General features: G+C 35.9%; 10 protein-coding genes. 2 read left to right on the top strand and 8 right to left on the bottom strand.

The genetic code is table 11. The annotated features are described in order from the left end of the window. Window positions 1-410: 410 nt before the first annotated feature. Genes ABZA26_RS00970 through ABZA26_RS00950 form a run of 5 tightly spaced genes read right to left on the bottom strand, consistent with a single transcriptional unit; the run spans window position 411 to window position 6245 of the window. Window positions 411-2057 (bottom strand): peptide ABC transporter substrate-binding protein, encoded by a 1647-nt coding sequence (locus ABZA26_RS00970; protein ID WP_372712652.1) that lies wholly within the window; start codon window positions 2055-2057, stop codon window positions 411-413. Between the two features lie 38 nt (window positions 2058-2095). Beyond that, entirely contained in the window at window positions 2096-3103 is a 1008-nt protein-coding gene (locus ABZA26_RS00965; RefSeq protein ID WP_372712651.1) for an ABC transporter ATP-binding protein, read from the bottom strand. After that, a complete protein-coding gene (locus tag ABZA26_RS00960) occupies window positions 3104-4117 on the bottom strand; it encodes an ABC transporter ATP-binding protein (protein WP_372712650.1) in 1014 nt (337 codons plus the stop codon). It lies immediately after the preceding gene. A 17-nt stretch (window positions 4118-4134) separates the two neighbouring features. Further along, entirely contained in the window at window positions 4135-5310 is a 1176-nt protein-coding gene (locus tag ABZA26_RS00955; protein ID WP_372712649.1) for an ABC transporter permease, read from the bottom strand. Between the two features lie 14 nt (window positions 5311-5324). After that, complete coding sequence (locus tag ABZA26_RS00950; RefSeq protein ID WP_372712648.1) at window positions 5325-6245, bottom strand: ABC transporter permease; 921 nt, start codon at window positions 6243-6245, stop codon at window positions 5325-5327. A 465-nt stretch (window positions 6246-6710) separates the two neighbouring features. Here ABZA26_RS00950 and ABZA26_RS00945 point away from each other — a divergent pair, with 465 nt between their 5' ends. After that, on the top strand, window positions 6711-7454 hold the full coding sequence (locus ABZA26_RS00945) for a hypothetical protein (protein ID WP_372712647.1): 744 nt from the start codon (window positions 6711-6713) through the stop codon (window positions 7452-7454). Between the two features lie 338 nt (window positions 7455-7792). After that, the gene (locus ABZA26_RS00940; RefSeq protein WP_372712646.1) at window positions 7793-8452 is read left to right on the top strand and encodes a murein L,D-transpeptidase catalytic domain family protein; all 660 of its coding nucleotides are present in this window, start codon (window positions 7793-7795) and stop codon (window positions 8450-8452) included. Between the two features lie 205 nt (window positions 8453-8657). Here ABZA26_RS00940 and ABZA26_RS00935 read toward each other — a convergent pair whose 3' ends face one another. The 3 genes from ABZA26_RS00935 to ablA all read right to left on the bottom strand — a co-directional run. Next, entirely contained in the window at window positions 8658-8819 is a 162-nt protein-coding gene (locus ABZA26_RS00935; protein WP_372712645.1) for a hypothetical protein, read from the bottom strand. A gap of 81 nt (window positions 8820-8900) precedes the next feature. Next, window positions 8901-11246, bottom strand: a complete 2346-nt coding sequence (locus tag ABZA26_RS00930; protein WP_372712644.1) for an aminotransferase class I/II-fold pyridoxal phosphate-dependent enzyme — start codon at window positions 11244-11246, stop codon at window positions 8901-8903. A gap of 501 nt (window positions 11247-11747) precedes the next feature. Next, the coding region (gene ablA, locus ABZA26_RS00925; RefSeq protein ID WP_372712643.1) for a lysine 2,3-aminomutase at window positions 11748-13613 on the bottom strand (1866 nt) is incomplete at its 5' end.

The raw sequence follows: 13613 nt of genomic DNA, 5'->3' as shown, positions 1-13613 counted from the left end.
AGTCGATTTTTACTAAGGATTTCACTTCGGTCATTTTTAACGCTTATTTTGTCAATGGCCAAAATATTTAAAACCTTTTTAGCACGATAAGTTAAAGAATAACCAAGCGCATGCTTTTTATTTAGGTTGATATTATTCTTTCTCTATTTTGAATTTCAAGTCGCAGGGCTTATACAGGAAAAAACCTGCACTCAGCCGTCCTACAGAATAAGTTCCGCAGGGTACCGAGGACTGTAGCTTACAAAGGCGTTAAAAAAAACATATACTTCCTAGACATTTGAAAATTCTTGACCTTTTGGTTACTTTTCTGTTAAGAGAAAAGTAATAGACTTCTGTGTAAATTCAATAATTTAATAAATATCTTAACTAATGAGAATAAAAAAAGTAAGGCCGCAGCCTTACTTTTGATATTATTTTTGAACTTCTGCGTTTCCGAAATACCATGTTCCTAAGATATCTCTTTCCCATCCAGTTACATATTCTTTTACCATTATAGGTCCAGTATAGTAGTAAATAGGCATAGTTACCATTTCATCCATAAGTATTTTTTCAGCTTTATAGAGAAGAGCATCTCTTTCAGTTCCTTGACTTACTTTGGATTTCTCTATAAGAGTATCATATTCTTTGTTAGAAGCAAATTTCTTTTTATCAGTAGTCCATTTCCACTGTGCATCATTATTTCCAGAATAAGATGTCCACAGATCAAGGAATGTCATAGGGTCAGCATAGTCACCGATCCATCCTGCTCTTGCTATCTCGAAGTTACCAACGTGTCTGGTATCTTGGAATACAGCCCATTCCTGGTTCATAAGCTCTACATCTATTCCAAGGTTTTTCTTCCACATCTCTTGTATAGCTTCAGCTACGGCTTTATGAGATTCTGAAGTGTTATATATGATAGTAAGTTTTGGGAACCCTTTACCGTCAGCATAGCCGGCTTTTGCAAGATATTCTTTTGCTTTTGCAATATCAGCTGTTGTGCTGATACCAAAGTCTCCAGCAGTTGCCCTGAAATCTTTTCCTTCTGAATCAAAAAGACCAGTGGGAACGAATCCAGTGGCAGGCTGTTGTCCGCCTTTTGTAACCTGCTCAACAAGTGCTTTTCTGTCTATTGCATATGTTAAAGCTTTTCTTACATTTACGTCATTAGTTGGTTCCTTGTTCACGTTGAAAATATAGTAGTAAGTTCCTAAAAACGGAGCTATTGAGAAAGTAGAATCTTCAAGCTGAAGTCTAGGGATATCCTGTTGAGGAACTTCTCTAAGGACATCTACTTCTCCATTTTCATAAGCTGTAAGGGCAGTAGTCTGATCTACTATCTCTTCAAAAATTATTTTATCCAGCTTTACGTTTTCTTTATTCCAGTAATTTTCATTTGGAAGAAGAACTATTTTGCTTGAAGGAGCATATTCGCTGATTACGAAAGGTCCGTTTGAAACAGCAATAGTTGTGTCTTTTGCCCAACCTTCAGGTTTCTTGGCAACAACATCTTCTCTTACAGGCATGTAAGTATAGAATGTAGTAAGAGCCAGGAAGTATGGAGTAGGACCAACAAGTGTAACTTCTAAAGTTTTATCGTCTACAGATTTTATAGCGACATCACCTAATGGAGCTTTTCCTTCAAAGTACTCCTGAGCACCTTTGATGTAATATAGCTGAAAAGAGTATTCAGCAGCAACTGCAGGGTTGAGGGCTCTCTTCCAAGCATATTCAAAATCAGAAGCTTTTACAGGCTGACCATCAGACCATTTAGCATTTTCTCTGATATGGAATGTGTAAACTGTACCGTCTTCAGATACTTCATATGATTCTGCTGTACCAGGAACTGGCATACCTTCAGCATTCATTCTCATAAGACCTTCGAAAGTATTGTTGATAACGATACCTCCGTCAGTTGCTGAGTTTAGCTGTGGGTCTACAGTTTTTGGCTCGGCTCCAAGGTTGAATACAAGTACCTGCTCTGCATCTTTTCCTTTTGACGCGTCTTTTTTACCACCGCATGCTACCATGAGAAGTGATAATAGTAAAATTCCTAACATCATAAATCTTTTCTTCAATGTTTTTCCTCCCTTATGTTAATTTGTTTAACAGTGAACTACTTATTTTTGTAAAAATCCTTTGCAAAATGACAAGCTGCCATATGTCCAGGAGCGACTTCTTGTAAAAGCGGTTCTTCCTGTGAGCATATATCTTTAGCGTACTTACATCTGGTTCTGAATCTGCATCCGCTAGGTGGGTTCAGAGGACTAGGGACATCTCCCTCTAGAATCTCTCTCTCCATCTGAGCATTCAGCTCAGGGTCTGGGATGGGGATAGAGGACAGAAGTGCCTGGGTATAGGGGTGAGCCGGCTTTTCATACAGCTCGTCACTTTCTGCTACTTCGACCATTTTACCAAGGTACATTACCCCTATTCTGTCAGAGATATGTTTTACCATGGAAAGATCATGGGCGATGAAAAGATAAGTAAGTCCCAATTCCTTCTGAAGGTCTTCAAGCATGTTTACTACCTGTGCCTGTATGGATACATCCAGGGCAGAGATAGGTTCATCACAGATTATAAACTTAGGATTTACTGCAAGAGCCCTGGCTATACCGATTCTCTGTCTCTGACCTCCACTGAATTCATGGGGATATCTGCTGGCGTGGTCCTTGCTGAGGCCTACCTTTTCCAGGAGTTCATATATTCTGTTTTGTCTGTCCTGACCTTTTGCAAGACCGTGAATATCTAATGGTTCTCCTACAATGTCTGCAACGGTCATTCTGGTGTTGAGCGATGCATATGGGTCTTGAAATATCATCTGGATTTTTTTTCTAAAGGGCTTCAGGTCTTTTTCTTTTAGACTGCTGATATCCTGCCCGTCAAAAATGATGTTTCCTCCGGTCACATCATAAAGTCTTATGAGAGTTCTTCCGGTAGTTGATTTACCACATCCGGATTCGCCCACCAGTCCGAAGGTCTCACCTTTCTTTATATAAAAACTCACATCATCCACAGCTTTTACTTGCTGGATTTTTTTTCCAAAGAAACCTTTTTTCGACTCAAAATATTTCTTTAAGTTCTTTACTTCTAAAAGTATATCTTCCTTTTTTATATCAGACACTTATTTAGCCCCCCTTCTTACCCCAGTATCTACTTCTACATGTGGAGCATTTTCATCAAGAAGCCAGCACATAGCCCTGTGGTTCACACTAGAAGAATAGTAATCTGGTTTTTCTTCCAAGCAGATGTTCATAGCGTAGTCACATCTAGCTGCAAAAGGACAGCCTGACGGCGGCTTCAGAAGATCCGGAGGAGTACCGTCTATAGGAACAAGCCTCTCTTCCTCTACAAGTTTTGGGATAGATTTCAAGAGCCCCATTGTATAGGGATGCTTTGGTCTATAGAAGATCTCTTCTGTAGTCCCTTCCTCCATTATCAATCCTCCGTACATAACAATAACTCTAGAACATACGTCAGCCACTACTCCGAGGTCGTGAGTGATAAGTATAATAGATGTATTTATTTTTTCTTTTAGATCTTTCATTAACTTTAGTATCTGAGCCTGTATTGTAACATCAAGAGCAGTAGTCGGTTCATCTGCTATGAGCAGGTCCGGTTTACAAGAAAGGGCAATTGCTATCATCGCTCTTTGTCTCATACCACCACTAAATTCGTGTGGATAATTGTCTACTCTGCTCTCTGGATCTGGGATTCCAACCAAAGTAAGCATTTCTATTGCTTTCTTTCTGGCTTCGTCTTTTGAAACTTTCTGATGTATTTTTATAGCCTCCATGATCTGATCCCCTATAGTGTATACAGGGTTCAAAGATGTCATGGGATCCTGAAATATCATGGCAATCTCATTACCTCTGATAGCCATCATCTCTTTACCGTTTTTCTTCAGAAGGTCCTCTCCCTTAAAGAAAATTTCACCTTCTTTAACTTTTCCCGGGTGCTGAAGAAGCCCCATTACTGACATAGAAGTAACACTTTTACCACTACCAGATTCTCCTACAATACCGAGAGCCTCACCTCTTTCAAGATGATAACTCACTCCTCTTACAGCCTGGACTTCTCCAAGATGAGTGTAAAAAGAGGTTTTTACATTTTTTAACTCTAATAATTTATCCGACAAATCAAAACACCCCTTATCTATTTACGTAGTCTAGGATCCAGAGCATCACGCAATCCGTCTCCCAGGAAATTAAATGCAAGCATGGTTATACTGATGGCCAGAGATGGAAATATAAGCTGGTAAGGATATGACCTTAATCCACCTAGGGCATCACTTGCAAGAGTACCCCAAGATGCTTGAGGAGCAGATACTCCAAGACCAATAAAACTGAGGAATGATTCCGTAAATATTGCACTTGGTATCATCATAGTTAGTGAAACAATGATAGGTCCCAATGCATTTGGAATAATATGCCTTATCAGTATTCTGGCATTGCTGGCCCCTAGAGTCCTAGCTGCAAGGACATACTCATGCCCCTTTATGGAAAGAGCCTGTCCTCTTACTATCCTTGCCATACCTACCCAGTAGGTGATACCCATGGCCAAAATAATGGTTTTGAGACCTGGAGCTATGATTACCATGAGAAGGATTACATAAAGAAGCAGAGGTATTGTGCTTATAAGGTCTATGAATCTCATCATAAGTGAATCTGTACGACCACCTATATAACCGGAAATACCACCATATAGTATTCCAACAAAGAAGTTTACCATAGTAGCCATAACAGCTACAGTAAGTGAAATTCTAGCTCCGTATAAGACTCTTATGAAGAGGTCTCTTCCGTGAGCGTCACTTCCAAAAATATAAGTCTTGTTAAGGACTTTTTTCAATGCTTCAGTTTCTTTACCATTTACAAATACCTGATATTTTTTTATATCCGGGTTATCCTTTGCGTTTTTTGCGTTTTTAAAATCTAAAACAACTTTGTTTCCGTCTATTTCATACTCTTTTTTCAGACCTATGAAGTCATCTTTCACAGGAGTGATCATATCAAAAAGCTCACCTTTTTCTGATACAGAGATCAGTTTATATTCTGAGTGGACATAAAAGAAATTGTTGTCATCTACTTTATAGATTTCAAATCTAGGTGGTATATTTCCAAGATTCAGATTTTGATCTTCGTAGCTAAATTTTGAAACTATCGGTCCAAAAATTGCGACAATAAACAATAAGATTATTGTAACTAAACCAATCATGGAAAGTTTATTTTGTTTTAGTCTTCTCCAGGCATCCTGCCAATAAGTCAGGCTGGGTCTGACAACTTTTTCTTTTTCAAGGCTTTCTTTAGGAACTCTTTCCCATCTGTTATCCATTAAATGACTCCCTCCTAATCATGCAGTTTTATTCTCGGATCTATGATACCGTATATGATATCCACTATAAAGACCATAATAATATAGAAAGCTGCATAGAATACAGTTACACCGATTATTACTGTATAATCTCTGTTACCTACACTTTCTACGAAATATTTCCCCATCCCAGGGATGGCAAAAATTTTCTCAATTACAAACGATCCTGTGAGGATACTAGCGATCATAGGACCTACATAAGTAATGACAGGAATAAGAGCATTTTTAAGTGCGTGTTTTCCTATTACCACGAATTCAGACAAGCCCTTAGCCCTCGCTGTCCTTATATAATCCTGTTGCAGAACCTCAAGCATACTCGAACGAGTAAGCCTTGCAACAAAGGCAAGAGAAAATCCGCTGAGAGCAATGACTGGTCCGATAAAATGTTTCCAGGTCTTAAGTCCGAAAGACGGAAGTATCTGAAGCTTGGCACTGAATACATATATAATTAATGTAGCTACAACAAAACTAGGAATAGTTACACCAATTGTGGCCAGAATGGTTACTACATAATCCTCCCACTTATTTTGCTTCAGTGCTGATATAATACCAAGAGGAATTCCGATAAGCAGAACCACCAATACTGCCAGCATCCCTATTTTTGCAGAGGCTGGAAGGCCCTCAAGAATCATATCGGTTACATCTACACCTACCTTTTGGAATGATGGTCCGAAATCAAAAGTGAAGACCCCTTTGACATAATCAAAATACTGCATGTGCAGAGGCTGATTCAACTTGAATTTTTCTTCAAGTGCCTTTATAACTGCAGGCGGCAGAGGTTTTTCCCTTGTAAAAGGACCTCCAGGTATGGCGTGCATCAAAAAGAAAGTAGCCGTGACTACAAGATACAGGGTAATGAACATTTGTATCATACGTTTTATTATAAACCTACCCATTTACTTCTCTCCCTTCTAAAAAAAATATATAGTTCTAATAACTTAATAAAAAATATGCAGCTAACTAAACTTGAATAGGTCAGTTCTTCTGCATAAATTTTATTGAAAGTTCACTAGACCAATTAAAAATAGTCCTACACACTATCATAAAGATATTTCCAGATAAAATAAAATTTATTCTTTATATACTTACAATTAAAGACTACTTTTATGGGATAGTTACTTAAAAAAAAGTATGATTTCTGAATAAATTATATATTTTTTAGTATACAATAATTTTAAAAGTTTAATAAAAATGGAGTGTATAGGCTTACTGAAACTTTCAGATATCTATAAATGAAATCTATTCTGAAATAGAATTTTATTTTAACCTGTGCTAGAATGTTTAAGATCTTTGGGGAAAGAAGTATCAAAGATTTCTGTTTAAAGACAAGTTTTATATAAAGTATAGGGGGGATGAACAAGTTGAAGCGTTTAAGCTGGAAATTTTATGTGGGGTTGTTACTGATAATGCTGTCAGTATCTTTTTATCTTTTAGAATATTTTTTATTTAAAGATGCACATCATATTTTTGTTTTTTTAATAGAGGATATCGCATTTTTATTCATTGAGGTTCTCTTGGTTAGTCTGATTATTCACAGGGTTTTAGAATCTAAAGAGAAAAAGGAACGGATGGAAAAATTAAATATGGTTATAGGGGTATTTTATAGTGAAGTGGGGACAGAGTTTCTTCAGATGCTTTCAAGTACGGATGAGGAGATTGGAAAAATACAGCCCCAGCTTTCTGTAACAGATCATTCATCAAAAGAAGAATTTGACAAAATATGCGGGGTTCTCGAGTCCCACAAAAGTAAATTTAGTTATGAAAAAGTTGATTGGGAAAAATTGAGTTTATTTCTAGAAGAGAAAAGAAACCTTTTATTAAGATTTCTTGAGAATCCAAACTTAATGGAACACGAGAGTTTTACAGATCTTTTATGGTCCTCTTTCCACTTAGCTGAAGAATTGAGGTGCAGAGACAGTCTTATGGATCTTCCAAAAGAGGATTATCAACATCTTACTGGAGATCTGGATAGGGCGTACTCAGAGATAAAACTTCAATGGATTCAGCATATGAATCATTTGAGAAAAAGTTACCCTTATCTTTTTTCTTTATCATACAGAAAGAACCCTTTTGATCTTGATTCTTCTCCAGTGATAAAAAGTTGAGTTGAGAAACTAAAAATAGACTATTCATTTTTTCTAACAAAAATGAATAGTCTGTCTGAAAAAATAATGTATAGGGGTAAACACTTTAGAAATAAAGTCCTATAATAAATGGATATTTAAAAATATAATTTAGTTTATTTAAAATATTATACATATTCATTTAGTAAAAAACTCTGTAAAATAATTATATAATTAAAAATATTAATTTTTTAAAAGTTGTTTTTTAAATTTCTTTATCAAAATTTTTAGTGGATTTAAAAAAAAATCTTTTTGATTTTTAAAAAAAAAGCTATAATATAATTGGAACTTATCCATCGTACAATTATCAGGAGGTACTTATGAGAAAGAAAATGATTAAGTTTATAGTTCTTTTAAGTTTGTTGTTATCCTCTACTTCTTATGCTTTTACTCCCAACGACTTTGATTTAAAAGATCTGTATGCTAAAATTAACCTGAAAGAAAAGGTTAGTTTTGAAATTTTTAAAAATGCTATAGTTGGGTACAAAAAGATAAAGGAAAAGAAAAATGCCAGTATTCTAACCATTATCGATTTTACAAAACCATCCACCGAACAAAGATTTTTTGTACTGGATATTGAAAACAAAAAGTTACTCTACGAAACTTATGTTGCTCACGGAGCAAAAACAGGTGATGTTTTTGCTGAAAAATTTTCAAATAATATCGATTCTCACAAAAGTTCAGTAGGTTTTTTTCTTACAGATGAAACCTATGTAGGAAGCAAAGGTTATTCTCTGAGGTTAGAAGGTCTTGAAGAAGGAATAAACGATAATGCAAGAAAGAGAGCGATAGTTATCCACGCTGCAGATTATGCAAATCCTGACTTCATAAAGACCAGCGGAAGATTGGGTAGAAGCTGGGGCTGTCCTGCACTGCCGGAAAAGCTTTCACCAGAGATTATAGACACTATAAAAAATGGAAGTGTTTTATTTGTTAACGGTAATGATTTAAATTATGTAAAGAGAAGCAAATTTATCTAATTATTGAAGCACTAAAATAAGGTTAAATGAAACAGACAATCCCCATGGAAAATGAAGTTCAGAGAACTTAACTTTTCATGGGGATTTTTTTAAAAAAATTATACATGTTGGATATTAAATTAAAATTTATATTTTATAGTGATGAGCTGTATTTTAGGTATAAAAAAACTGAGGCATGAGCCCCAGTTTTTTTATACACTATCGATTACTTAGATGTAGTTTCAGCAGCAGCTTCAGTAGTTACTTCAGTAGCTTCTTCTGCTACTACTTCAGTAGTCTCAGTAGTTACTTCAGCAGCAGCTTCAGTAGTTACTTCAGTTTGAACTGGCTCAACTGGTGCCTGTTCTTTTTGTCCACAAGCAACCATAGTGATAGCAAGTAATGCGATAGTTAAGAATTTTTTCATTTTGAAACCTCCAGAATTTTATAATTAATTTTGTGTAGCAACTTAATCAGGATTTTTGACATACTCAGTGAGCTCTTTTACAAACTCCATTGTTTTACTGTTTCTGTCATAAATCGGGTTGAATTCTACTATATCCACAGAGGTTATAGTATAATTTTTAAATAAATATTTGAAACTATGGAATATATCGTCAGGAGTAAATCCACCTCTTACTGGGAGGCTGACTCCAGGAGCATATTCAGGATTAAGAACATCTATATCGAAACTTATGTGTAAGTTATCTACTTCTAAGTACTCTTTGATTTCATCGAGCACCACATCTATACCTCTTTGAGCGATCTCATCATAGAATACTACCTTTACTCCGGTCTTATTTATAATTTCTCTTTCCTGCTCATCAAGGTCTCTTACACCAAATAATACAACGTTTTCACTTTTTATTTTTGGACCATCAAAGAAGCAGTTGCATAGGTCCGTGTCCCCTATACCCTGTAGCAGAGCAAGAGGCATTCCGTGGATATTTCCTGTGAGAGTAGTCTCGTTGGTATTCATATCCCCGTGGGCATCCATCCAGATAACCCCTATATTTTTTTCTTTGGCTACTCCTGATATAGTTCCTAGAGCGATAGAGTGGTCTCCACCTATTGTGATAGGTCTATAACCGTCTTTTACAGCCATGTTTACAGTATGAGCGACTCTCTCACACGTATCAAGAATTGTATTTTTATATCTAAGATTCTGAACAGAGAAATCCTCTTTCTGTCTTTCAATCTCAATAACTTCCATTTCATCGAATACATCAGGATAGTTGTCCCAAAGGGCTTCTAGTCCGAATTCGATTCCTGTTTTGTTTGCTCCTAGATTCAGAGGGACACCAAAGAGCTGATTTTTCATTTTTTCTGTATAGATATATACTGCATCTTCTTCTTCGATTACATTTATATATTCAAGTTCAGGATCATCCATTCCCTGAATGTGCAGTTCGGCTTCTTTAAGTTCTTTTATATGTTCTATTATATCTTCAGTTATTCTTTCACCAGGACATATAATAGGTATTCCAGGAGGATATGCCATTATTAGCTCTCCGCAGATTTTACCTTCACTTTCAGCGAAGAGAACTTTGTTCTTTTCACTGTTAAAAGCTTCTCTTGGGATAAGTACAGCTTCAGGAATAGCAGGCATTTTAAGAGATTTTCTATTAATCTCATCTTTACCGAAGAACCTTTCGCTTATGGAAGTCAAGGCATCACTAAGCTTGCTAATACTTTCTTCAGAATCACCTAAGGTGATCAAAGCAAGTACATTATAGTAGTCAGATAATTCGACTTGTATATTGTATTCATCCACTAATAATGTCTCTAGCTGAAACCCAGTCAAACCAAGGTCTCTGGCAGTTATTGTTAATTTAGTAGGGTCAAAGGCATAGATACCCTCTCTTCCCACAATCTCTATTCCGAAAGATGAAATTCCAGGAATTTTATTTACTTGGCTTCTCAGTTTATGAGCAAGGCCAATGGTTCTAGTAAGTAATTCTCTTCCTTCTGTGGCAATCTGTCTTCTTGCACAGTCAAGAGACGCCATTAATATGTATGAAGGTGAAGTTGTATGTAGAAGACTGAGTATCTGCTGTACTCTGTTTTGGTCAACTCTGTCAGAATTTACATGTAAAAGTGACATCTGAGTGAGGGCACCAATTATTTTGTGAGTACTCTGAGCACAGATATCTGCTCCTGCATCTACTGCAGAGATAGGCAGGTCTTCGTGAAAGTGAAGATGTGGTCCGTGAGCCTCGTCTACAATCAGAGGTATATCATAGCTGTGTGCAATATCAGCAATTCTCTTGATATCTGTGGCGACACCGTAATATGTAGGATTTATTATAAGTACAGCTTTTATATCAGAATGCTGTTTTAGCATATTTTCAACTGTTTCAGGTTTCACACCATGTGCAATTCCCAAGTCGTCATCAATCTCAGGGTTCATATAGATAGGTTCTGCACCACTTAGAATTATAGCTGCGGTCACAGATTTATGAACATTTCTCGGAACAAGAATTTTCTCTCCTGATTTTACAACTGACATGATCATTGCCTGGATAGCACCAGATGTACCATTAACTGCGAAAAAGCTTTTCTTTACTCCGTAAGCATCGGCAGCAAGATCCTGAGCTTCTTTTATACAGCTTTTTGGCTGATGCAGTCCGTCTACCATTTTAAAAATAGTAACGTCTATGGAAAAAGCATTTTTGCCTATGAAGTCAAAAAACTCCTTATCCATTCCTGCACCCTTTTTGTGACCCGGTACGTGAAAGGGGACGATTCCTCTCTCTGCATATACATCTTTCAATGTAGAAAATAGCGGGGTCATGTTTTGATTTAACTTAGTCATATCTCCTCCTTTTTTATCATCTGACTGATGATGTTTTTTACTAAATTTATAAGTGAATTTAAATAAAACTATCTACATAATATTTATTTACTACACAGGATAAAATTATCTTTTAAAAAAAGAATTTTGATATGTCCCTTTCAGCTGGACGAGACATTCTATTCCTTTTCTTTCTAATAGTCAATCGGTATTTTTAAAATATTATAAAAAGCCATGATTTGAAAGTTTCAATTGACAAGAATTCCTTTTAAAACACTGGAAATACTAGTGTTTATATCTAAAAAATTTTTTTATTTTTTTATTTTTTTTATCACAAAACAAATAAAATTTTACTGTTTTTTGAAAAAAATAAAGAAAGTATTTTACAGCGTTCGTTATTTTTTTTTGTAACATAATAAAAACCTGTTAAAAATCATTTTATGATATTTTAACAGGTTTCTAAAAATTTTAAATTTAATGATATTAATATTCTCAGAAAAATTCTATTGTTTAAGTTTTGTTTTAAAGGATGTTTTTATACCAGACGTTCATGCTTTCTATATTACCAAATATGTTGGTGTTATTAATCAATGTGCCTGTGTATTCATATCCATTTTTAGAAAAAGCTTTGTTCATACCGTGAGATTTTGCACGGGCGATGGTATAAAGTATCCTGAAATTTCTTTTCTTCAGCTCCACTTCCATTGCTTTAAGCAGTAAACTGGCTAGTCCTGTTTTTCTATACTCAGGACTAGTGGCAAAGTCAGTCATTTCAGAAGTCAGACTTTCCTTGTCTGTTTCTGAAGACGAAAGAGCGATAAGTTTATTGTTATCGTCCCATACGCCAAAATATATGACATTGTCTTTCATAGTCTCTGCAAGGTAGCTGTCATCATGTATAGGGAAAGGGTAGGTTTCAAAGACTTTTTCATAGAGAGATGCCATCTCTTCAATGTCGTTGTGACCACATACACGGATTTTAAACTTATTTGCCAGCTTTCTATCATTTAAAGTCTCTGTATTTTTGGAATCATAGAGTACATTTTCAACTATTTTTTCATCAGATTCGATTTTTCTGTTTTCGTCAAGATATTTTGACATGAAGTACAGGTTTTCACCGTTTTTAAAAAAAGAAGGGATATGAGCCTCTCTGGTATAGTCATTTTCTAAGAAATAACCATAGGAATTTGTAGGGACCTTGGCGATAATTTTACCGTATCTATTTTTGTAGGCGAGATTGTAAAGATCATTAAATATGGTAGTAATATCTTTATTGTCAAGTTTCATAAGATATATTCTGTCGTTATTTTTTCCGTGATGTATAAGAGAGTTTGAAATTTCTTCTATTTTATCTTTTTCTTCTATGTCTTCAGAATCTCTTCTTTCTACTCTCTCATTATTGTTAGGTGTGAGAGATATATCTTCGTTATTGTCAGATAAAAGCTTGGTTATTCCCACACTATTATAGTCAACTACTCCGTCAAGATTTAAGTGGAGATTGCAATTGTCACAGTCATCGTCACACAGCTGGGTTTTATAATTATCAGGTTCTCTATAGGTTGTAATAACCCCCTCATAATTACGGAGTATCACTTTGTTTTGAGACCATGATATCAGATAACTAGGCATGACCGGTATCTTACCACCTCCACCAGGTGCATCTATGACATACCTTGGAATTGCAAAACCGCTTGTGTGCCCAATAAGACTTTCAATAATTTCTATTCCTTTTCCCACAGGGGTTCTAAAGTGACTAAGTCCTTCTGAAAGATCACACTGATAAAGATAATAAGGACGAATCCTGTTTGAAACAAGTTTGTGAACCAGTTTTTTCATGATTTTAGGGCAGTCATTGACTCTTGCCAAAAGAACTGACTGGTTTCCTAAAGGGATTCCTGCATCAGCTAGTTTTATAACTGATTCAATAGATTCCTCTGTAAATTCTTTGGGATGGTTGAAATGCGTATTAATCCATATGGGATGGTGCTTTTTTAAAACACCTATTAGATCCTCGGTTATCCTCTGAGGCAGTACCACAGGAGTCCTTGTACCGATTCTTATAACTTCAACATGAGGTATTTTTTTTATCTCGGACAGGATCCAGTCCAGATAATCATCACTCAATAAAAACGGGTCTCCCCCTGATAGCAATACGTCACGGATTTCAGGATGGTTTCTGATATATTCTATTCCGTTCATGATAATGTCTTTATCAGGGATGTTGTCGATATCCCCTACTTTTCTTTTTCTCGTGCAGTGTCTGCAGTACATGGAGCAGACATTACTCACAAGTAATAGTACCCTGTCTGGATATCTGTGGGTTATCCCCGGAACAGGACTGTCATGATCTTCATGGAGAGGGTCACTCATATCGCAGTTTGTCAGGTT

Source organism: Ilyobacter sp. (genome assembly GCF_041583315.1).
In the GTDB taxonomy this organism is placed as follows: domain Bacteria; phylum Fusobacteriota; class Fusobacteriia; order Fusobacteriales; family Fusobacteriaceae; genus Ilyobacter.
Note: the sequence above shows the minus strand (reverse complement) of the source record. Positions and strands in the feature narration are given on the sequence as shown.